Annotated in this window: 25 protein-coding genes; 19 read left to right on the top strand and 6 right to left on the bottom strand. The window is 53.3% G+C overall.

From position 1 onward, the window contains the following. The 4 genes from IE092_RS04495 (at nt 1) to IE092_RS04510 (ending at nt 2,471) form a co-directional block, all read left to right on the top strand. Complete coding sequence (locus IE092_RS04495) at nt 1-783, top strand: MbnB/TglH/ChrH family RiPP precursor modification enzyme (RefSeq protein ID WP_189355842.1); 783 nt, start codon at nt 1-3, stop codon at nt 781-783. After that, on the top strand, nt 756-1,028 hold the full coding sequence (locus tag IE092_RS04500; protein ID WP_189355843.1) for an HvfC/BufC family peptide modification chaperone: 273 nt from the start codon (nt 756-758) through the stop codon (nt 1,026-1,028). Before IE092_RS04495 ends, IE092_RS04500 begins: the two co-directional genes overlap by 28 nt. Then, complete coding sequence (locus IE092_RS04505; protein ID WP_189355844.1) at nt 988-1,485, top strand: DoxX family protein; 498 nt, start codon at nt 988-990, stop codon at nt 1,483-1,485. Before IE092_RS04500 ends, IE092_RS04505 begins: the two co-directional genes overlap by 41 nt. A 104-nt stretch (nt 1,486-1,589) precedes the next feature. After that, a complete protein-coding gene (locus IE092_RS04510) occupies nt 1,590-2,471 on the top strand; it encodes an alpha/beta hydrolase (RefSeq protein WP_189355845.1) in 882 nt (293 codons plus the stop codon). A gap of 6 nt (nt 2,472-2,477) precedes the next feature. Here the strand turns inward: IE092_RS04510 and IE092_RS04515 are convergent, their stop codons facing one another. From IE092_RS04515 to IE092_RS04525, 3 genes are read right to left on the bottom strand one after another with little or no spacing between them, the layout of a single operon-like run. Beyond that, nucleotides 2,478-3,185: a cupin domain-containing protein gene (locus tag IE092_RS04515; protein WP_189355846.1), complete on the bottom strand. Its 708-nt coding sequence runs from the start codon at nt 3,183-3,185 to the stop codon at nt 2,478-2,480. Nucleotides 3,186-3,241: 56 nt separating this feature from the next. Then, nucleotides 3,242-3,784, bottom strand: coding sequence for an OsmC family protein (locus tag IE092_RS04520; protein ID WP_189355847.1), 543 nt, complete (start codon nt 3,782-3,784; stop codon nt 3,242-3,244). Between the two features lie 14 nt (nt 3,785-3,798). Next, nucleotides 3,799-4,569: an SDR family NAD(P)-dependent oxidoreductase gene (locus IE092_RS04525; protein ID WP_189355848.1), complete on the bottom strand. Its 771-nt coding sequence runs from the start codon at nt 4,567-4,569 to the stop codon at nt 3,799-3,801. A 321-nt stretch (nt 4,570-4,890) separates the two neighbouring features. Here IE092_RS04525 and IE092_RS04530 point away from each other — a divergent pair, with 321 nt between their 5' ends. Next, entirely contained in the window at nt 4,891-5,433 is a 543-nt protein-coding gene (locus tag IE092_RS04530) for a TetR/AcrR family transcriptional regulator (RefSeq protein ID WP_189355849.1), read from the top strand. A 25-nt stretch (nt 5,434-5,458) separates the two neighbouring features. Here the strand turns inward: IE092_RS04530 and IE092_RS04535 are convergent, their stop codons facing one another. Continuing rightward, entirely contained in the window at nt 5,459-6,205 is a 747-nt protein-coding gene (locus IE092_RS04535) for a substrate-binding periplasmic protein (protein ID WP_189355850.1), read from the bottom strand. A gap of 204 nt (nt 6,206-6,409) precedes the next feature. Here IE092_RS04535 and IE092_RS04540 point away from each other — a divergent pair, with 204 nt between their 5' ends. Next, complete coding sequence (locus tag IE092_RS04540) at nt 6,410-6,730, top strand: hypothetical protein (protein ID WP_189355851.1); 321 nt, start codon at nt 6,410-6,412, stop codon at nt 6,728-6,730. Between the two features lie 116 nt (nt 6,731-6,846). On the opposite strand, the gene IE092_RS04545 is transcribed toward IE092_RS04540, so the two are convergent. Then, on the bottom strand, nt 6,847-7,239 hold the full coding sequence (locus IE092_RS04545) for a hypothetical protein (RefSeq protein WP_189355852.1): 393 nt from the start codon (nt 7,237-7,239) through the stop codon (nt 6,847-6,849). A gap of 26 nt (nt 7,240-7,265) precedes the next feature. Continuing rightward, a complete protein-coding gene (locus tag IE092_RS04550) occupies nt 7,266-8,330 on the bottom strand; it encodes an extracellular catalytic domain type 2 short-chain-length polyhydroxyalkanoate depolymerase (protein WP_189355853.1) in 1,065 nt (354 codons plus the stop codon). A gap of 256 nt (nt 8,331-8,586) precedes the next feature. On the opposite strand from IE092_RS04550, the gene IE092_RS04555 reads away from it, so the two are divergent. The 13 genes from IE092_RS04555 (at nt 8,587) to IE092_RS04615 (ending at nt 21,154) form a co-directional block, all read left to right on the top strand. Then, nucleotides 8,587-9,087, top strand: a complete 501-nt coding sequence (locus IE092_RS04555) for a hypothetical protein (protein ID WP_189355854.1) — start codon at nt 8,587-8,589, stop codon at nt 9,085-9,087. Continuing rightward, nucleotides 9,080-10,939 (top strand): radical SAM protein, encoded by a 1,860-nt coding sequence (locus IE092_RS04560; RefSeq protein WP_229793038.1) that lies wholly within the window; start codon nt 9,080-9,082, stop codon nt 10,937-10,939. The genes IE092_RS04555 and IE092_RS04560 overlap by 8 nt, the downstream gene beginning before the upstream one ends. A gap of 45 nt (nt 10,940-10,984) precedes the next feature. Next, nucleotides 10,985-11,431, top strand: a complete 447-nt coding sequence (locus IE092_RS04565; RefSeq protein ID WP_189355855.1) for a hypothetical protein — start codon at nt 10,985-10,987, stop codon at nt 11,429-11,431. A 180-nt stretch (nt 11,432-11,611) separates the two neighbouring features. Beyond that, nucleotides 11,612-11,989 carry a DUF2946 domain-containing protein gene (locus IE092_RS04570; protein WP_189355856.1) on the top strand — a complete coding sequence of 126 codons (378 nt, stop codon included), beginning with the start codon at nt 11,612-11,614 and terminating at the stop codon, nt 11,987-11,989. Nucleotides 11,990-12,152: 163 nt separating this feature from the next. Next, nucleotides 12,153-14,318: a TonB-dependent receptor gene (locus IE092_RS04575; protein WP_229793039.1), complete on the top strand. Its 2,166-nt coding sequence runs from the start codon at nt 12,153-12,155 to the stop codon at nt 14,316-14,318. A 70-nt stretch (nt 14,319-14,388) separates the two neighbouring features. After that, nucleotides 14,389-15,645, top strand: coding sequence for an exo-alpha-sialidase (locus tag IE092_RS04580; RefSeq protein WP_189355857.1), 1,257 nt, complete (start codon nt 14,389-14,391; stop codon nt 15,643-15,645). Beyond that, nucleotides 15,629-16,132 carry a thioredoxin domain-containing protein gene (locus IE092_RS04585; protein ID WP_189355858.1) on the top strand — a complete coding sequence of 168 codons (504 nt, stop codon included), beginning with the start codon at nt 15,629-15,631 and terminating at the stop codon, nt 16,130-16,132. The genes IE092_RS04580 and IE092_RS04585 overlap by 17 nt, the downstream gene beginning before the upstream one ends. A 244-nt stretch (nt 16,133-16,376) precedes the next feature. Continuing rightward, nucleotides 16,377-16,844, top strand: coding sequence for a DUF2946 family protein (locus tag IE092_RS04590; protein ID WP_189355859.1), 468 nt, complete (start codon nt 16,377-16,379; stop codon nt 16,842-16,844). A 158-nt stretch (nt 16,845-17,002) separates the two neighbouring features. Next, the gene (locus IE092_RS04595) at nt 17,003-17,470 is read left to right on the top strand and encodes a copper chaperone PCu(A)C (RefSeq protein WP_189355860.1); all 468 of its coding nucleotides are present in this window, start codon (nt 17,003-17,005) and stop codon (nt 17,468-17,470) included. 14 nt (nt 17,471-17,484) lie between these two features. Continuing rightward, on the top strand, nt 17,485-18,438 hold the full coding sequence (locus IE092_RS04600) for a hypothetical protein (RefSeq protein WP_189355861.1): 954 nt from the start codon (nt 17,485-17,487) through the stop codon (nt 18,436-18,438). A 34-nt stretch (nt 18,439-18,472) separates the two neighbouring features. After that, nucleotides 18,473-19,408 (top strand): MbnP family copper-binding protein, encoded by a 936-nt coding sequence (locus tag IE092_RS04605; RefSeq protein WP_189355862.1) that lies wholly within the window; start codon nt 18,473-18,475, stop codon nt 19,406-19,408. A 59-nt stretch (nt 19,409-19,467) separates the two neighbouring features. Next, nucleotides 19,468-20,592, top strand: coding sequence for a methanobactin export MATE transporter MbnM (locus IE092_RS04610; RefSeq protein ID WP_229793040.1), 1,125 nt, complete (start codon nt 19,468-19,470; stop codon nt 20,590-20,592). A 142-nt stretch (nt 20,593-20,734) separates the two neighbouring features. Then, nucleotides 20,735-21,154, top strand: a complete 420-nt coding sequence (locus tag IE092_RS04615) for a hypothetical protein (protein WP_189355863.1) — start codon at nt 20,735-20,737, stop codon at nt 21,152-21,154. Nucleotides 21,155-21,672: the final 518 nt, after the last annotated feature.

Genomic DNA, 21,672 nt, shown 5'->3' on the forward strand with positions numbered 1-21,672 from the left:
ATGATAGGCGTGGGTTATCGTAAAGAAATGCTGGACTGGGATGCGCAGGCAATTGCGGCGGCGTTTTTTGAAGTGGCACCGGAAAACTGGATACGCAAAGACCGTAGTCCTTTGTACAGGCTGATTGAAAGCGGCAGGCCGGTGTATCTGCACGGCGTCTCGCTGAATCTGGCCGGTACAGCGCCGCTGGATCTGGCATTTCTGCGCGAAGTCCGCGCCCTGATTGAGGATATCGGTGCGCCGGTGTATTCCGATCATTTATCGGCAACCGGATACGACGGGCATTTGTATGACTTGTTTCCGGTACCGTTCACATTGCAGGAAGCACGGCGCGTGGCTGACCGGGTACGTGCGGTGCAGGATGTGCTGGGACGGCAGATCGCGGTGGAAAATATCACCTGGTACACCAATACCGGTGACTTGCCGGAAGCCGAGTTTGTCGCGGAAGTCCTTCGGCTGGCGGATTGCCGCCTGTTGCTGGATCTGAACAATATTGCGGTGAACGATAAAAATCACCGCACCGGAACACCGCAGGACTTTATCGCGCAGCTGGATTTACAGCGCGTGGCTTACATCCATGTGGCGGGACATGAATTCGATCCGCGCTTTGGCTTGTACATGGATACCCACAGTCAGCCGGTGGAAGCACCGGTGCAGCGACTGGCGCGGGAACTGAATCAGCAAGCGGGTATTCCGGTGTTGCTGGAATGGGATAACGATGTGCCGGATCTGGACACGCTGAATAAGGAGCTGCAATGTCTGCAGAGTTCTATCGCTATCTGAGATGGCAGAGCGACGAGATACCGGCGGGTTACAGCGACGCCGGCATGCGCGCTTACCGGCATCTGGTGTATCTCGGTGTCAGTCAGATGATAGAGGCGCATTACCCTGAAATGCGTGAACAAATGGGTGAAGACGACTGGAAAGCACTGATGATTGCCTTCATCCGGCAGTCTGCGTGGACCTCGCCGTATTACGGAGATTTACATGAAGAATTTTTGGCTTTCATTGCCCGCGAAACTGCGTGAAGCCAGTGATGGCCTGGGTTTGCTGGCCTTACGCATCTGGCTGGCTCAGGAATTTTTGCACGCTGGTCTGATGAAACTAAAGCACGGCAGCATGGCGCCGGAATGGTTTGTGAATCTGAACTTTCCGTTTCCGGTTCGCTTATTGTCGGAAGATCAGAACTGGGTAGCCGCCGGACTGGGCGAAACCGTGTTCGGTGCCTTATTGCTGATCGGCCTGCAAACCCGTCTGGCCTCGCTGAGCTTGCTGTTTATCACCTGGGTTGCGGTGTACACCGTGCATTTTGATCTGGGTTTTGCCGGCTGGGATCAGATCGATACTGAAATGGGACAGGGATTTAAACTGCCGCTGATGATGGCGTGCATGCTGCTGGCAACGCTGACACAGGGCGGCGGGCGCTGGAGTGCGGATACCGTCGTTTGCCATCTGTTCCGCCGCTTCAGATTGCAGGCAGTCTGATACCGAATATTTCCTTCCTTTCGCCATCTGTTGTGCTGCGTGTACAGGCGACCAGATGACAATCTGCTACAGTGCTGCCGGTGTTTTTCCATCACCGGTGGCCTGTGAAAACTTCAAAACCCATTCTGATCCTGTCAGCAGCGCTGATGTCGGCTGGTTGTGCAAGCTGGCATGTGACCGATAACGACGTGATGAAACCCGACCGCATCAGCGGTTACCGTATCGAAAAATCTTTCGATCAGGCGGCATTGCGTGCATTGATACCGGACGCGGAGCTGGTGACGGAAACACTGGAGGTTGCGCCGGATGTGCGTCTGGGTGGATTGCGGATCACGCAGCCGCAGGCGGTTGCGACGGTGCTGTATTTCCCAGGTGGCGGCGATCATATTGATCATGCGGTGCGCAGCATGGCGCGGCTGGTGGCGAATTGTCCGGTGAATCTGGTGATGTTTGATTATCGCGGCTTTGGCCGCAGCAATGGCGAGCACAGCGCGGCAACGCTGAAATCTGACAGTCTGAAAATTTACGATCATTACCGTCAGCAAACACAGGGCCATCTGTTCGTGCACGGTTATTCGATGGGTAGCTTTATGACAGCGTATCTGGCGCAGCAGCGTCAGCCGCAAGCGATCATTCTGCAAGCCACTGCCAGCAGTATGCAGGCAGCGATGCAGCAACGTTTGCCGGGCTGGGTGCAAACGCTGATGGAGTTCCGGCTCAGTGAAGGTATGGCGGCGCTGGATAATGTGGCCGCCGTCAGTCAATATCCGCATCCGGCGCTGGTGATTGCCGGTTCAGCGGATACCCAGACGCCGGAAAATCTGGGACGGCGAGTGTTTGATGCCTTACCTTCCGCGCACAAACAATGGATTTCTGTCCCCGGCGGCACGCACACGAATCTGCTGCAAAGTACGCCGGTAAAAACCGCTTACTGCGACTTTATCCGTCTGCATGCGCAGCCGCCTGAGGGTAACAGACAGCCTTAGAAAAGCTTATTCCGCTGCCAGATACATTGCCGCGTATTCTTCCGCCAGCCCGACATGGCCGGTCTTCACATAAATCAGTGCACCTTCTTTTCCGGTGAAAGGCTGGTGGCGGCTCCAGCGCGGGCTGCGCAGCCAGCTGCCTGCCGGATAGCTGCCGTGTTCATCATGGAACACGCCTTCCAGTACCAGAATTTCTTCACCACCCGGATGCGTGTGCAGATTGAAGCGGGTGTCCGGCGCCCAGCGCACCAGTGCGGTATTCACGCCGTCAAATTCGTGCAGCGGTAATACACTGAGGCCGGGTACCATTCCCGGAAACCAGTTTGCAGCACCTGTGTTGATACGCATGTTGCCACGGTCTTGCGGATGAAACTGACGCAGTTTGACGAAAATCGTCGCACCTTTGCGGCTGTATGGCGCATGGCGACTGCCCGGCGGATTACGCAGATAACTACCGGCTGGATATTCGCCGCTTTCATCGCAGAAATCGCCTTCCAGCACCAGAATTTCTTCACCGCGCCCATGTTCGTGGACAGGAAAACGGCTGCCGGGTGCATAGCGCACAATGCTGGTGGCAATCGCCTGTTCACCGCCGACGCGGTCCAGCATCATGCGTTCGACCTGTGCTTCCGGTGACGGAATAAATTGATAATCCTGCGGCAGGATGACTTCACGTTGTTGCCAGTCAGCGCGCAGACGGAGAATGTCGGACATAGTCAGCTCTTCAGATAAATGTCCGCCGGTGTCAGTACCGGCGGACGGATCAGATTTTAGTCGGATACGATCAGCTCTGCTTCCAGCCGGATCGCGTTCGCCAGATTGAAACGGTTCGGTGACAAACGCATCACCTCTGCATGAATTTCGGCAAACTGTTCTGCCGTGGCGTTACCGGCAATCGTGACTTCATAATGCAGCTGTTCGTAACCGGCAGGTACAGCGGCATCCAGTCCCAGAAAACCGCGTAAATCTAGTGTGCCTTTGGTACGGATTTCCAGTTTGCTGAGCGTAATGCCGCGCATTGCCGCACCGGCAACATAGCCGACAGACATACAACTGTTCAATGCCGCCAGCAGTAACTCTTGCGGATTGGCGCCGTTGTCCTGACCAAACAAAGCCGGTGGTTCATCGGCATGAATGTCCAGATCACGCGCAATCACTTGCCCGCCCAGCGTGATAGTTTGCGGCTGCGTCACCGTGCGGAACTGGCCGCGCCATTCGGTTTTCACATCAAAAGCCATTTTGCCTTTGGCCGGATCGGCGGCAATACTTTCTGCAAGTGCCTGCAGTGCGGTGGTATCGATATTGTTAATCATGCTGATGTCCCGTTTCAGTTACGACCTGCCATCACACCGCCATCCACATCCAGCACGGTGCCGGTAATCCAGCCAGCCTGATCGGACAGCAGGAACAGAATTGCATTCGCAATATCTTCTGGTGTACCGATGCGGCCGATAGGATGGAAATTGTTAAAGCCCTGCAGTGTCGATTTGATCTGGTCTTCCGCGATAAACGATTTATAAATAGTGGACATCACGACTGCCGGTGCGACTGCATTGGCGCGGATACCGTAATCTGCCAGTTCCATCGCCAGATGCTGAGTCAGTGCGTGCAGACCGGCTTTTTGCATCGAGTACGCAGAAGACGGTGTTGCTTTGACTGCCTGATGCGCCCACATCGAACCGATATTCACAATCGCGCCTCCGCCATGCTGACGCATATTCTGTGCAACTGCTTGCGTGATGAAGAAAAATGCTTTGTTAATATCCATTTGTAAATCGTAATCGCGGCTGCTGTGTTCCAGAAAACTCACCGGTTTGAAAAAGCCTGCAGCGTTGACCAGATAAGCGATATGACGTTGTTCTGCCTGAATACGCGCAATCAGCGCATCTACTTGTGTCTGGTCATACAGATCGGTTTGCAGGGCTTCAACGGAAGTACCGGTTTCGGCTTCCAGTTCTGTTTTTGCCTGTGCCAGTGATGCAGCATCGTGCGCCAGAATTTGTACGCTGACGCCTTGTTGCAATAAACGGCGTGCTGTTTCTTTGCCCATGCCGGAAGAGCCGCCAACGATCAGTGCGATTGCATTTTTGTTCAACATGATGATTTTCCTTTATCTGAAATGGATGGTTTGTCTGTCTGTTCGTTCGTATAAGAACGCTTGCTACTTACCGCGCATTTGTCTATCAAGTGATAGGTAAGTGACGCCAGTGTATGTTCTGCCGGATCGGGCGTCAATATCTACCGATAGATAGATTTGTGATGAAAACTGTTTATCTATCTACTGATAGGTTATAAGTGCAGGGTTCTTTCTATCTACCGATAGCTTGTGTACACTGCCCGCAACCGGATGAAATCCGTTGAGGAATGCGCCGGTTTGCAGAATTCACAACAACATCAACCAGCAATTGCAGGAAAGCCTATGTCAGTAAAGGAACAACTTCTGGATGTCGCCGAAGCCATGGTGCGTGAAGGTGGGTATAACAATTTCAGTTTCCGCGATCTGGCAGATAAAGTCGGCATTAAAAGTGCGAGTGTTCACTACCACTTCAAAACCAAGCCGGATCTGGGTGTGGAACTGGTTCGTCGTTATACGGCGCGGTTTTTGCAGACACTGGATACCGCAGCGTCCACGCCTGAGCAGGCAGACGCAGCGCCGCAAGCGATTGTGCAGCGGGGTTTTCGCGATGCTTTACACAGCAGCGGCATGATGTGTCTGTGCGGCTTGCTGGCTGCGGAAGGGGATGGCTTGCCGCCGGAAGTCCGGCAGGCGACGCGCGCATTTTTTGAGGGTACGCAGCAGTGGCTTGCAGAACGTATTGCGCAGCAGAGCGGCACTACACCGGAACAGGCCGCGCAACAGGCTTTACGTCAGATGGCGATGCTGGAAGGTGCCATGCTGATGGCTAAGATTCATGATGATTTACGTCTGTTTGATCAGATTACCGGTAGCGACGCCGGCTAAGCTGTCTGCGGGACATTTCCGGTAACTAAGGCAGGAGCACCTTATCAATTGCGGTATTGATTTTCTGCATCAGCTCAGCGGGCACGGTTTTGCTGCACAGTATGTAGCGGGCATCAGCGGTATTCAGGCCGGGAATTTTACTGATTTTCAACTGCCGACCTGACCATTGCGGCAGGCTGGCGTAGTAACTGGCTTCTTCTTGTGTGACTATGGTCAGGTCCGCACGGCCGTTTTCTATCATCCCCAGCATGACCGGCATTTCTGCTACCGTCGTTTCGATTTTCGCTGCCATTGGCTTACGCAATTGCTCCTGCAATTCACTGTTGTGCAGCAATCCGCGTTTCAGCAGGATTCTGACACCGGGCGTGTTCAGAATACTTGCCAGATTACCGGGCGCAGCGGAAAACGGCTGCGCTCTTGAGATCACCACAACCGGTAAATCGCGGTAGACCGGTTTCGAATACCAGGCGAATTTTTCCCGTTCGGCGCTGAAATACCAGCCGGGCGCACAGTCATGGCGTTTGCTGTGCTCCAGATGATACAAAATCCGCGTCACTGGCGTATTTTCCCAGCGGTAATGAATACCAGCCTGTTGCATGACTTTTTCTGCGCGTTCCGCCAGTATCCCTTTCACATGACCGGCAGCATCCTGATATAGAAACGGGGGGCGGTTGTAGTAATGCAGGGTAATTGTGCCGTTGTCCGCCTTTACACCTTGCGCACTGGCAGCACCGCAAAAAAACAGTAAGACGAACAGGTTAAGCGGTGGCATTCTTTGTGTAAAAGCGGGCAAATGTTAAGAGGAACTTGCCTCAGAATTACATACGATAGCAGTATATTAAAGGTCTTTCTGGTCATAAAATCAAGAGAAATGCATAATTCATAAGCTGCTCAGGGAGCAAGTGCTTCGGCATGCGCGTTTTGCGTATGAGTCAACACCATTCTTCCGGCAAGACCGGTTGACGAGGAAAAGTAGATGAAGAAAATTAAAATTGTGCTGGCAGGATTGCTCAGCAGCGTGGTTTTCAGCGGTTGTGCGACCGGGCCGGTATCGTTTAATTCTGAAATCAGATCCGATAAAGACAGTGGCAAACTGGTGCTGAATTGCCTGCAGTCAACAACCGGTAGTTGCTACTTTACTGTCGGCACAGAGCAGATTGAAGTGAAGTCCGGTGAAACAATGACGATAAATGCAGCTTCGTCAGTCGTGTACACCTGTGTTACGGGGGAACGTCAGGCTTCATGTACCAGAGGCCCGCTGCTTCCCGGCGCAAAACTGAAACACTCTGCCTCCTGATTTTTGAGAATGGCATGTGAAACTGAGCGCGACAACGTAGTCAGGTCCGGATCAATTTCTGAAAAATTCCTGATGTGCCGCCTGTGTAAAGAAGCAAGCGGCACATGGCTCTGTGTTTACGGCGAGAGTTTGTTGCTGAGCTGGCCCGCAACAGGGTTATGCAGACTGAACCAGTAACTGTAATTGACTTGCAGATTTTCCTGCAGACTGATCAGATCCACCAGTTGCTGGCTGGCAAGCTGACCGGCGCTCATCACGACATTCATTTCCTGCTCAGCAAGCTTAGACATGGTATTGGCACGGCTGATTTGCGGTATGCGTTGTAACCATGCTCCCCACGCCTGCAGATTATCGTGCTGGGTTTGCAGCAGACGCTGCTGTGCAGACATATTCAGCTGAATCCAGCTTTGCAGGGCCGTCTGTAAAGGTTGTGGCATCAGTGCGGTATTGTGCTGAGCCAGTGGCAGCGCATTCAGCGCTGGTATCAAATGGTGTTCACGTGCGGTCATGATCATTTCCTCCTGTCGTTACGGAATCAGCCGCCCAAACGGGTCAGCATCGCGTGGATAGCCTGAATTTGCAGTGCCTTTTTCGAAAAATAATCGGGATAGCCCGGCGTTTTACTGCTGTAGCCCCACCAGTCCCAGCAACCGTCGGGATTTTGGGTCTGACTGCTGTCGGAACCCGTCACTTGCGGAAACAGGATGATCAGATTATTTGCATCGGCAAATTCGATGTAACCGGTGCTGGTGATATAGCGCATGCCGTAAGGCGGCTGATCCTGACTGTCGAGATTACCGAAGCTGTAATTCACAAATGCGCTGCCTTGTTTGCAGCCGTGAATCGCGATATGTACCCGTGCCGCTGCGCCGTCCAGCACAGCTTGCGGAATATACACATAGCCGAACTCACTCATGCTGGCGGCGCTGTTGCTGTCGAAAAAGTCGCGCTGATCAAAGCGCAGTAATTTACCGGTCGGATTGAGGGCAGGGGCTTTGCTGTCCGGATAAATATGCTGCAGGATCGCGTGTGCATGCACGAACGGACCGCGATTCAGATACGGCGGCTTGTTGTCACCCAGCGCATTGTCTTCCGGATTGGCCGTCAGCAGGCTGTGTCCGGCTGGCACGCTGTCGTCATAATGTATCTGTGCTTCGGGTACGCCGAGTAAGCGGTACATCTCGCGGGTTTGCGCCACCACCGGCGACATGACCACGCTGTCTTTGCTGCCGGTAAAAATGTACATGCGCTGACGCGCCATATTCGACAGCGGATCTATCAGCAGATCGCGTTCGGTTTGCTGTGCCAGTTGTACGGATTTACGCGCATCCGGCGCCAGTTCGGGAGTCAGCGGTGCCATGCACAGCTGCATGGCATTGATCTCCCACGCGTCTTCCGTGATCAGCGCGGAACCGCGAAAAGTTTCCACGCCACGGTAAGGGCCGCCTGCCACCACACCCGCACCGGTGAAACTGGCAGAGTGTGCCAGATGCAGCTGCACCGTCATAAATGCGCCGGAAGACAGGCCGGAAACCGAACTATGGCCTTTTTCTACATTCAGTTGCGGCAGTTTTACGATATCTGAAGCGAAATGCGTCATACGCTGATCTCCTTTGATCAAGTGATGCCGGCGCTTACAGGATTCTTTGCTGAAACTGCAACGCGGGCGATGAGTTCTGGTCAGGCAAAGCGAGGGTAAAGCCAGGCCATGCTGGCACGCGTACATGACGGTTTGATGAATTTACAAAAAAATGTTGGATACACAGACCGCGGGACGTATCAGGCTGGACGAAAGGCCGGTACGTCGTTATCGTTGATGACGAAGCGCTGAGAAGATATTGCAAACTGATAACGCTATGAGAACCCCGAAATTTCCGGAATACAAATATTTGCATGGTGAAGCGGCCTGGCCGCTTTGGCTGAACATTTTACTGTTGTGCGGGTTGTTGTTGCTGATTCCGGCAATTTACTACGTACCGAAAAACTTCATATTTTTTATCGTGCCGTACGTGTTTATTCTGATCTTTCTTGCCCTTTGGCTCGCTCCGCGTGAAAAGATCATTCTCAGTCCGCGTTACATCGTCTGCGGCAAGACGGTGCTTTACTTCAGGAATATCCGCACAGTGAATATCCAGGCTGCGCATGGACGCTTGCGGCTGATCAGTGGCAGCGGAGAAGAGCTGACGATAGACAGAGAAAAATTCCCGACAAGTGCACGTAAAGAACACAAAATTGCAGCGAACAGACAGGCAAAATTCTGCAAGCTCGCGGATAAAATTCTGGCAAACGTCAGGCGCAGTGCGCCGGATGCAATAATCACAGGGGAAAGCAGTTTGAGGAAAAACAGCCATGACTGAGACAAAGGCCGTCAGTTGGCTGCCGCGCCGGCCTGCGGAGATTCATCAGCCAGCGCAGACTTATCAGCGCCATATCCATTTGCTGTACAGTCCGACGCTGGCCTGTAATTTATCCTGTCGCTATTGTTATCTGGGTGAGCAAACCAGTACCGCGCAAATTAAGCAGGATGCAGGTCGTGCGGTGGACACTCTGGCCTATGCACTGAACAAGCTGGAACAGGCACAAGTGCTGGCGTTTAATGTTTCATTGCATGGTGGTGAAGTGACGGTGATGCCACCGCCAGTGCTCGCGCAAATGTTTTCGCTGATCAGCAATTACTATCTGCAACATTTTGATGCCCTGAATGCGCTCGGCCATAAGAAAAATGCACCGCATATCAAAACAAATTTGTTTAAATTCGCCAGTCATTACGATTTATTTTGTCAGCACAAGGTATCGGTCAGTGCCAGCATTGATTTACCGCTCTCTCTGCATGCTAAATACCGTACTACCCGGCATGGGAAAGACTGGTCAGAACGGACGATAGAAAATTTACGCTTGCTGGCTGCCTATCCGCATGCCAAAAAAATCTCCGCGACGATATCACAGGAGCATCTGCAGGATATACCAGCCTTTATCAATGATATCTGGTACATACACAGGGAGCTTGGTTTTGATATGAACCAGTTCAATCTGATGTTTGCATTTGCCTCGGAGCTGAATCAGCAGGATCAGGGCAGTCTGGTGCTGGAGCCGGCAAGCAGTGCGGCGCAGCTGGCGTTGTATGAAGCACTGCATGCAGAATTTACCGGTACTGAACTCGAAGACGGGCTGAAGCGGCACTGGTTTGATGAATTTAAACCAAGCTATTGCACCAATTCTTATAACTGCGGCGAACGTTTTTATCTGTTGCAAAGCGATGGCAGTGTTTACTCTTGTGTGCGCGGGCAGGGTATCGCTGAGTTTTGTTATGGCAATATTTATACCGATAGTGTTGAAACTATCCTTGCCAACGGCGCACGGCAGATTGCAGCAATCCATCAGCAATTCGGTATGGACCAGGATTGCGCCTCATGCGGAAGTTTGCCGCTGTGTAATACCGGGTGTCCGGTCGTGAAGTATCAGAGTAAGCAGGCGAAGTCTTACACCTGCGATCTGCAAAAACAAATTTATGCCGCGAATCCGCTTTCTTACCCGCTGGCTGAACCGGAAAAACAGCAAACGTATTTGCACAGTTATCTGCGTGGCATGCACCCCGCGCTGGCACTGACAACAGAACCACCGCAGCCGCCTGACAAGGTGCAACTGCCGAATGACTTATATCAGGACAAAAACACCTTGCATGCGCTGATAGCGCAAGACCCGGTCTTGCAGCAACTGTACAGCGCAAACAATTTCTATCTGGAACTGAATGAGGAATTGCTGCCGCTGAGTTCGCAACTGCTGAAAGCCCGGCGCGAACTCTATATCATTGCTGAGGGTGACCGCTGTGTAATCCATTTACCACGCGCATTGTTTGCTGTTGCCTGTGATGAGCCCGTCAGAAATACGCTGTATCTGCAATTGCTGCGTGATACGCCGGTGGAATATGGCGATGAACAGCGTACCAAGCAGGCACATCTGTTCAGCTGGCAGTTGTACGCAGATTGCCTGTTACCCAGCGATAAAATGGGGCCGGAATTTGTGATGGCAGATCTGGCGCCATTATTAGCAATGCACCGTCATTTGTTTATGCCCCGCGTACTGAACAATTTGTTTGTTACTACCCAGTATTTGCGTGATTACCATTATCAAAAGCAAAAAAATAATGCGTTCTATCATATACAGGCGATTAACCTGCCATTTCAAAATGCCGAATTTTATTATTTGTGAGCGCTGCTTATCCGGGTACCGGTGCCATACAGCGGAGGACATAGTATGGGCGTGACGCAGAGTGAAAGAATTGCATACACCGTTGAATGCTTTTTCAATGCGGCCAGGATTTCTGACGATACCGCCCGTACAGAACTGGAGCAAAGAGCTTGTCAATGGCTGCTGAGTTGTAACACCGGACGGTCATTTGCGATTTTGCACCGGCAAGCACTTTTTCTGTATCGCGATAAACTCAGTCCTCCGCTTCACTACGCCGCGCCACCGTCTGACGGCCCCAGTGTCTGGACTGATGGGAAAAAGATTTCACAACTGGATACAGCGCAATATCAGAATTCGCAGACTTTACTGTTGCTGGGAAGTGCCGGACTGGTGCTGACGATGCCCGGGTTGAGCCAGGCAGAACAAAGAAAAGCTGAATACGAATTTTCCAGTAGTGTGAATAGTAATAACAACAATAACAATAATAATAACAACAATAATAACAATGGCTGAGAAAAATCTGTTGCATGCATCAATGAAAAATTACAAGCAACGACGCGGTCTCAGGCCGAACACTACTCCGGTTTTCTTTCCTGTGTTCCGGTTTGATGTGTTTTCAGTTTTCTTGTTCTGCAGCAAACAATTTCAGAAGTCAGTTCTGATTGTCAGAAAAATTCTGATATAGTCTCATTTATGAAACTCTCGCGTGCACATCTCCGACTCAGCAGCTGGATCACGATGATCGTGATGCTGTTTGCCGTGCTCGCGCCGGGTATTGCAACGGCGATGGCCATGCAGCGCGGGCAAGTGGTATTGCCGGGCATGATTTGTTCTGCCAGCAAAACGGTGCACGGTGCTGATGGTGTGCCGCTGAACGGAACGCATTCTTCCGGTATGCAGCACTGTGCATTCTGCCTGACCCATGCGGGTGATGCGCCTTTACCGGTTGCAGAAATTTCCCTCTCAGTATTACCGGCAGCTACCGCTGCCTATCCTTCTCTGTTCTACCAGTCGCGTTTCTTAACGCATATCTGGAGTCCCTCTGTCGCCCGTGCGCCTCCGCGCGGCTGATTCTTTCCTCTCATAGTTTGTGCTGTTGTAATGCGCTGCTGTCTGCAGTTGCTTTGCGTCCGCATATGTCATTGTTGTGCCTCGCTGTGCTGCCATGATGGATGTGCGCAGTGGTGGCTGCGTGCGTGTAACTTTGTTGCCGCACGGGAATGAATGCCGTGTTATGAAATCTTTTCAGAAATCCACTTTACAACTGGCCCTGATGGCCTGTTTTCTTCCTTACAGCGCTGTTGCGCTGGCGGGTAATGATGAAGCGAATCCGAACGTCGCTGCGGCGAATGCAGGTGCTGTGCACGAGGTTGTCGTGTCCGGTTCGCGTGCCGCGGCCGACCTGAACGAAACGCCGCAGGCAATTGGCGTAGTGACTGCCAGCATGCTGAAGCGGGATAAGCCGAAAACCATGGGCGATATCATCAACCGCATCGCCGGTGTTCATTGGAATGATCTGGGCAACGAGCAGCACAGCATGAGCATACGCCAGCCGGTGTCCACCAATGCGGTGTACCAGTATCTGGAAGATGGTATTCCGATTCGTCCTTTAGGCGTGTTTAACCACAACTCGCTGAATGAAATGAATATGGCGGGCAGCAGCACGGTGGAAGTGGTGAAAGGTCCGGCGTCCTCTTTGTACGGCAGTAATGCGGTTGGCGGTGCAGTGAATTTTCTGAGCGCAGCTCCTTCGAAAGAGCTGACCGCCTTGCTTGGTATGCGCTATGACCAGACTGCAGGTTTCCGTCGTATTGATACGATGGCGAGCAATACTTTCGGCGATCTGGGCCTGCGTTTTGCGCATTACAGCTCGCGCCGCAGCGCAAATAACTGGCAGGAGTACAGTTATGGCAATAAAGACTCCCTGACAGCGCGCGCAGATTATGCGCTGACACCGACGGCGGTGTTACGCGCTTCGCTGGTACATACCGATCTGGATGCGGCGATGGCGGGTTCTCTGAATGAAACAGATTTCCGCAACAGCACCGGCAAGAGCGTCAATACTTTCACTTACCGCAAAGATAAAACCACGCGCGCTAGCCTGGCATGGGAAGCCGAAACTTTGCGTGATGGCGTGACGACGGTAACGCTGTTCAAGCGTCAGAATGATCACGGTCAGATTCCGAGCTACACCATGGTGGGTTGCAGCGGTACGGCAAAAGCCTGTCAGGGCACAGAGAACAATAACCATGTTGATTCTCTGGGACTGGATCTGAAGCACCAGCAAAACTTCAACTGGATGCAATCGCGCCTGATCGCCGGTGTGTACTGGGATAAGAGCGATAACCCTTACTACAGCAACAACATTGCCGTGGTGCGCGATCCGGTTTCCGGTAAAAACATCAGCTATACGCTGGCGAATGCCACAACACCTAAAGGTGTACGCAATTATCAGACCGATATCGATAATCTGGCTGTATTCGCGCAGTACGAAATGAGTCCGTTGCAGGATGTGCGACTGGTGGCCGGTGTGCGCAATGACCGTATCGAATACAACTACCACAATCTGCTGGCTCCGCAAGGCAGCGCTAACTATGGCGCACCGGACGAAGTGCGCAGCTTTTCACGTCTGAGCCCGAAAATCGGCGCGACCTGGGCAGTGACGCAGCAAGCCAGTGTGTACGGCAATATCAGTGAGGGTTTTACGCCGCCGGAAATCAGTCAGTTATACGGCAAGACTGGGATACCTGACTTGTCACCGGCAACTTACCGCAATACCGAAATCGGTCTGCGCATGGCATTTCTGGATGGCAAACTGCGGCTGGACAGTGCGCTGTACCGCCTTGATGGCCGCGATACCATCGTCAGCTACACCGTCACGCCGGGCAACAGTGAAAACCGTAATGCGGGCCGCACACGCAGCGAAGGCATAGAACTTGCGCTGAATTTCAATGCCGGTGCATGGGATGCACGTCTGGGTACGACTTTCGCCCGTCACCGCTTCCAGCGTTATCAGGTGTCGTCCACGCTCGATTACAGTGGCAAAGATATGCCGCAGGCACCACGCGATATCACCAGCGCGGAAATCGGCTTTAAACCGCTTGCCGGTGCGCGTGTGGCGCTGGAATGGGTGCATCAGGGCAAATACTGGATGAATAATGCGAACACCGTGGAATACGGCGGTCATCATTTGTTCAATCTGCGTGCGCACTATGAAGTGAATCGTCAGCTGGAAATCTGGCTGCAGGGACGTAATCTGGCGAACCGCCTGTATGCGGATTCTGCTTCCAGTTCGTATTCCGGTGTAGGTGTGTATCAGCCGGATGTGCAGAACAGTTACACCCAGGGAGCGCCGCGCAGCTGGATGATAGGGCTGAACTACCGTTTTGGTCAGAAGTAATACGTTGAGAAACTCCCGTCTGCCTGCTTGCCGGGAAGACGGGACTGTACATTTTGAGGGGGGAACGCAGATGCCGCATTTCAGCAAATCACTGCGCCTGCTGCTAATTGGTCAGCTGTTTGCATGGTCTGCACCATTGATGGCGCAACATACCATGCATGGCGCTGCGCCGGCACCCGCCGCCCCAACGGCTGCGCCGGTGGCAAAACAGAATCTGGTGACAACCGCTGCGACAGCGCCGGATGGCAGTTTGTGGGTGCTGAATATGAATGCGCAGGGCCAGTTACGCATCTTGCAAAGCCGTGATGGCGGACTGCAATGGTTGCCGGAGCGTGTGCTGGATACCGCGCAGGATAAACCGGCGCCTGCCGGTGAAAGCCCGGTGCAGCTGGCTTTCGGTCCGCGTCAGCAAGTGGTGATTGCTTACCCGCAATCGCTGGGAAAACGCTTTACCGGCGAAGTCCGTCTGATCCGTTCTGCCGATGGTGGCGCGAGTTTCAGTACACCGGTGACGGTGCATGCAGACCGTCAGATCATCGGTCACAGTTTTCCGCGCGTATTGTTTGACGGTGACGGCGTGCTGCACGCTGTCTGGCTGGATGGCCGTGAAAAAGCGGCACTTGCGAAAGCCGGTGTGGCAGATGCGGAGCTGAAGCAGCAATACCGTGGCAGTGCGGTGTACCGCAATGTGTCGCTGGATGGCGGGGCGAGTTTCGGGCCGGATCTGAAACTGGCGGATCACAGTTGTGAATGCTGCCGGATTGCGACCACGCTGGATAACAGCGGCAAAGTGCGCCTGATGTGGCGGCATGTGTTTGCGCCGAATTTGCGTGATCACGCATTTGCCACGCTGACTGCCGATAGTCCGCTGATCAAGGCACCGGTACGCGCCACGTTTGACAACTGGGCGGTTGATGCCTGTCCGCATCATGGCGGTGCGCTGGCACAAGCGGCTGACGGCGGATTTCATGCGCTGTGGTTCGGCATCCGTGGCGAGGTCGCGGCGGTACGTTATGGCCGTTTAACGGCTGAAGGGCAACCGCAGGGCGAATCCCGGGTGTTGCCGGATGAGCGCGCCGAGCATGCCGACATTGCGGTGCGCGGCAAGCAGGTCGTGATTCTGTACCGCGTGTTTGACGGCGAGCAGACGCTGGTAAAAGCCTGGATTTCGGACGATGACGGTCAGCATTTCACGCTGCGCCAACTGGCATCCAGTGCAGAAGAAAATGATTATCCGCGCTTCGTCAGCACCTTGCCGCAGCAAAAAAATCAGCCTTTACGCTGGATCTGGAATACCAAAGGAAAACTGTATGTGGAAACGCTTTAATCCGTGGCGCAGCTGGCGGAATAGCGGCTTGTTGCTGGCATTTTTCTTGATCAGCACTATCGCGCAGGCCGCCACACTGGATTTCACAACTCAGAGCTGGAACCGCTTTGTACAGCAAAACAAAGCGGCGATTGTGGTGTTTACCAGCACCGATTGTTCGCATTGCCCTGCGGTGGTGGAAGCCCTGCATCAGCAATTACAAAACGGTAAGCAAGGCCACCGCGTGCCTTTGCATCTGGTGGTGATGGATGGTGCTGATGAGCCGGAAGCCTTGCAGCACGGGCATTACAGTCTGGCAGATCAGCTGTGGGTGTTTCAGGGTAACAGTGCGGCGCTGCAATACAGTGTGAACAGCAAATGGCGCGGCATCACGCCGTATATCGCGCTGGTCAGTCAGCAGCAGGCAGATTTTATTCTCGGTAAACCGGACAGAGCCCGTTTGCAGGACTGGCTGGAAAAAATAAAGAGTACCTATCCGGCGAAGTAGCCGGTCGCTGTCACACCGCAGCAGGCTGAATGGCCTGAAAACAGGCTGAAACGGGCCAAATGCGGTGTTCAGCACAGAAAAAAGCCGGTTTTTTGCGAACGTCCGCAGAAAGTCTGGCCTGCAGGGCAGGTCTGAAAATGCCTGAATGCGGAGTTCTGCACAGAACACGCAGTATTCGGGAGACCACCGCGCAAAAAATTTGTCGTCGTTCGTTTAGTCTGAATCACGGAGAGATGCACTGACCATGCAAATGCATGCCTTACACCGACAACGCTGGCTCGCTGCCATGATCGCCTTTGCGATCATGCTGCAGGCGTGTCTGCCGTCGCTGGGGTTTGCGCTGATGCATGCGCAAAGTCAGCGCATGGCGGCGATTGCCAGCGTCACGCAAGTGATTTGCGGTAGCGGTGGCAGCCGTGTGATCAGCCTTGCATCAAAAACCAGCGATGATGCCGCACGCAAACCGGATACGGCGTTCAGCAGCGTCGCCGTTCAGGTGCAGAAGTCTGTGTCAACAGAAACCGCACCCGATGCCCATGCTTCACCTTGCCCGTTCTGCCAGACTGCTGCTGCGCCGCCAGCGCTGCTCGCCGCCGACCGTTGTGTGCTGCTGTTGCCGCGCCTCGGCGAAAGCTGGCCGGATCTGTTTTATCACGCCGCCTCGCCACTGTTCCAGTGGGCGGTTCCGCTTTCCAGAGCACCTCCGCTCTGATCTTCCCTGACAGCGTTCTGCTGTCGCTGATCTTCAGCCGCTTGCTGAGTGTCTGCACCGTTGGTGCGGATATGCCATGCAAACAGCGGTCTGTCTGATCGCTTCATCCCTGTTGTTTTCTTCAATTTTTTCAACCATTTCATTTTTTGAGGTGATGTATGTTTGCTTTGCCACTTCGCGGGGCAGGCGCCATGGCGCTTGCTCTGAGCTTACTGTGTACTGTTTCTGCTGCGCGCGCCGAAGTGCAGGTCAGTGATCCGTGGGTGCGTGCCACGGTTGCCGCGCAAAAAGCCAGCGGGGCATTCATGCAATTGCAGTCAGCGACGGCTACCCGTCTGGTGGCGGTCAGTTCGCCGGTGGCAGGCAGTTGCGAAATTCATGAAATGAGCATGCAGGATAAGGTCATGAAAATGCGCGAAATCGGCAAGCTCGATCTGCAGCCGGGTAAAGCCGTAGCGCTGCGGCCGGGCGGCTACCACATCATGCTGATGGGTTTAAAGGCGGCGCTGAAAGAAGGCGAAACCGTACCGCTGAAGCTGCGTTTTGAAAACGCTGACGGTAAAACCGAAACGCTGGAAGTCCGCGCTACCGTGCGTGCGATGCCGACTGCGCAACATCAGCACTGAGGCCGGCGATGACGATGCGATTACCACGATGGCTGGCACTGGCCGCCGTCACGTTCACAGCGGCGTACGCCACGCAGGCGCAGGCATCCTGCGGCGCCAGTTTTTGTCTGGTGAATACCGACTGGGGCATGCAGGGCGCGTGGCAGGAAAAAGGCTGGCGTGCTGATTTCCGCTATGAGCAACTCTTACAAAACCGCTTGCGCAGCGGCACGGATGCGGTGCTTGCCAGCGCGCTGGACCCAAGCCACCGCGAAACCGAATCGCTGACACGGCGCTGGGTCAGCACGCTGGATTACGGCTGGGATGAACACTGGTCGGCCTCAGTCACCCTGCCATTTATTGACCGGGAACACCGGCACATTGAAGACAGCGCACCGGCCAGCTGGCATTACCGTCAGTTCGGTGATGCCAAAGTCAGCCTGCGCTATCAGACCAATCTGCATGACAGCGACGAAACGCTGGGTGTCGGCGGGCTGCATGCCGGCCTGAAGCTGCCGAGCGGACGTACCGGCGTACGCAACAGCACCGGCACGCTGGCTGAACGTGCGCTGCAACCCGGCAGCGGCGGCACAGGCTTGCTGCTGTCTGCTTATTACCGCCAGTTTATCGCGCCGCTGCAACTGAGCTGGTTTGTTCAGCTGAATGCCGATCTGCCGCTGAACACCGTGGATGGTTTCAAAGCCGGTCGCCAGACCGGACTGGATCTGGGCTTATCACGGCCACTGACGTCGCGTATCACCGGCTTGCTGCAACTGAATCTGCAGCAGCGTGGACGTGATGCCGGCGCGCAGGCAGAACCGGAAGCTTCCGGCGGACGCAGTGCATTTCTGAGTCCCGGCATCAGTGTCAGCGTCGCACCGCAAACCCGTGTGTACGGCTTTGTGCAATTACCGCTGTATCAGTACGTCAATGGTCAGCAATTGACAGCACGTTATGCATTCGCACTCGGTGCGCAAACCCGTTTCTGAATTTCTGAATTGATTTTTTTGTTAAGGAATAGGTATGAAAGCAATATCCCGCGCAGTTTCTTTATCTCTGATTTCCGTAGCAGTACTGGCAGCCTGCGGTGGCGGCAGTGACAGTACACCGGCAGCACCGGGCGGTCCGCGCAGTGTGTCCATCAGCTTTGACATGATTGCAAATGGCGTTGCAGCAAAGTGCGGCACCCCGATCACCGGACTGGGCAGCAAATCCAGTACCGTGGATTTACAAAACGCTTCCTTTTACGTGAGCAATATTAATTTCGTGGATGCTGCAGGCAATCTGACGCCTGTTACACTCGCCAGCAACGACTGGCAGTATGACAAAGTTGCACTGATCAATTTCAACGATGGCAGCAGTACCGCATGCGGTGGTAAAGCACAGGCAAGCAATGCCGTGATCACCGGTACCGTTCCGGCAGGTAATTATGTCGGTATTCAGTATGAAATCGGCGTGCCGGAATCCCTGAATCACACCGACTACGCAAGCGCACCGAAACCACTGAATGTGCAGTCTATGGCCTGGAGCTGGACTTCCGGTCGTAAATTTATGCTGCTGGAAGTCAATCCGGTTGGCGGCGTTATCGTAACGCGCACCAATAACACCACCAATCCGCCAACCGTAACCAGTTCTACACAAGCATCGTGGTACACCCATCTGGGCGCAACCGGCTGCACATCCGATGCGACTAAAGGCACTTATGCCTGCACCAATGCAAACCGCATGCTGGTACGTCTGAACAGCTTTAATCCGGATACCCAGAAAATCACGCTGGATCTGAATGCAATGTACAACAATGTCGATCTGAGCTCCGATACGGCTGGTGCACCGGGCTGTATGTCGGGCAAAACGGATACCGAATGCCAGGGTATTTTCTCCAACATGAAAATTGATCTGAACACCGGTGCGCCAGCGACGGCCGGTATCCAGTCTGTCTTTATCGCGAGAGCAAAATAATGGTCAGCGCGATCTGTTTACTGATGCAACAGCGGATCGCCGTCTGTGCTGCGGCTGTGATGTTGGCAGCCTGCAGCGCAGGTGGTGAGGGCGGCAATCCTTCCGGCAACGGCCATCATCACGGCAGTACCGGCTTGCCTGCGGTGGATGGCTTTCCGGTGGCAGTGGTACCCGCTTCCAATCCGTATACAGAAGATAAGTTTCAGCTGGGCCGTGCGCTGTTCTATGACACACGTTTATCCGGCAACGGCACGCAGTCCTGTGCCAGCTGTCATCATCAGGACAAGGCATTTACCGATGGCCGGATAACGGCATTGGGCTCCACCGGCGAAGAACATCCGCGTAATGCGCAAGGGCTGGCCAATGTGGTGTATCACGCCACACTGACCTGGGCGAACCCGGTCATGATTGATCTGGAACGTCAGATGGAAGTACCGATGTTCGGCGAACATCCGGTGGAAATGGGGATTAACGACAGCAACAAAGCAACCGTGCTGGCCCGTCTGCAGAATGACACGGCGATGTATGGCTTGTTCCGCAAAGCCTTTCCGACCGATGCCGCACCGGTCAGCTTTGGCAATATCATCGCCGCCATCGCCACGTTTGAACGCGGCCTGATTTCCGCAGATTCGCGTTACGACCAGTATCTGCGCAAGCAAACCACACTCAGCGAATCCGAACTGCGCGGTTTGAATCTGTTTATGGGTGAAAAAGCAGAATGCTTCCATTGTCACGGCAGCTTTAACTTCAATGATCAGGTGCGCTACGTCGGCCTGAGTCAGGTGGACACACCGTTCCACAATACCGGCTTATATAACATCGACGGCAAAGGCGGTTTCCCTTTCCCGAATCGCGGCTTGTTCGAAGCAACTACCAATCCCAAAGACATGGGTGCATTCCGCGCACCTAGCTTGCGCAATGTCGCTGTGACTGCGCCGTATATGCATGATGGTTCAGTGGCGACGCTGGAAGAAGTGCTGGATTTCTACGCTGCCGGTGGTCGCGTTATCCGCAGTGGTTTATACGCCGGAGATGGCCGTGTTAACCCGTATAAAAGCGGTCTGGTGAACCAGATCAACCTCACTGAACAAGACAAGGCCGATCTGGTCGCCTTCCTCAAAACCCTGACAGATCAGGGCTTCCTCACCAACCCGCGGTTTTCAAAACCTGCAATCAGCCAATGAAAGGAGATGTTATCGGAGAGAGCTAACACTTGTTGTAAATCCAAATACTCTGTTTTTGGGCTGCCTGCGGGCAGCCTCTTTTTTAAATTTAACTTAAAATATTTGACTATTTTCTTATTGGGTAACAGTCGAAAGGATTTACGTGGCTAAGAAACTTGCAGGAATCATACTATTGACGGCTGCAGTGAGTGGTTGTGCGCAGTACGGTGCGATGGGCACGAATCCGATAGTAGGGGGGGGATTTGTAGATATGGATGGAATCGGAAAACTCCATAAAGTCTATTATATGTCTACGCCATTCGCAAAAAATAACATTAGCGACTCCATGATGGTCAGATGCGCAGAAATAGCCAAAAGCAAAAACAAGCCGTATTTCGCTATGTATAACAATTTGATGGATGCTATTCGTGACAAAAAAGAGTATGAGCCTGTTGTTTGGTCGCACCTGCTCATGTCTGAATCAGAGGTTTATATCTTGTTATCTGAAAATGACCAGTCCGGATACTTCAACGCTGAAAAAATTTTGCAAGATCTCGGCCAGAAAGTTAAAGGGAGTAAATAATGAGAATACTTAACTCTATCTTGTTAACTTTCACTGTTTTTTGTCTTACCGCTTGTACCGCGACATATACGCCTGCACAAGATGAGGCGACTGCAAAATTGAATCTCCGCGGGATGGCGATGGGTGGCAGTTTTCAAAAACGATTTTGTCACAATGGCAGTTTCAGTTTTCCTAAAGTAGCTGATAACGGCTATGGCCTAATTCCCGCAGGAAAACGAATCACTGTCGAAGGATCGTACACTGATGACAGACGTTCTTGCAGTGCATACATCAGTTTTATTCCCGTGGCGGGCATGTCGTATTACCCGGATTTTGAGCGGGCAGGCGGACGTTGCAGAATACTTATCCACCGAGAAGATGAATCGCAGAAAACTGGGTTCGCGTTCGAACCCAGTTTAGCTCCGAGGGAGGATTGCCAGTCGCGTTGATTTACGAATTACCTTCATGATGCGATTGAGCGAAGACGCAAAAGGCATTTACAGTGAGGTAAATGCCTTTTTCATTGTCTTTTTGCAATG

The organism is Cognatundibacterium squillarum, from assembly GCF_014652435.1.
Classification (GTDB): domain Bacteria; phylum Pseudomonadota; class Gammaproteobacteria; order Burkholderiales; family Burkholderiaceae_D; genus Undibacterium; species Undibacterium squillarum.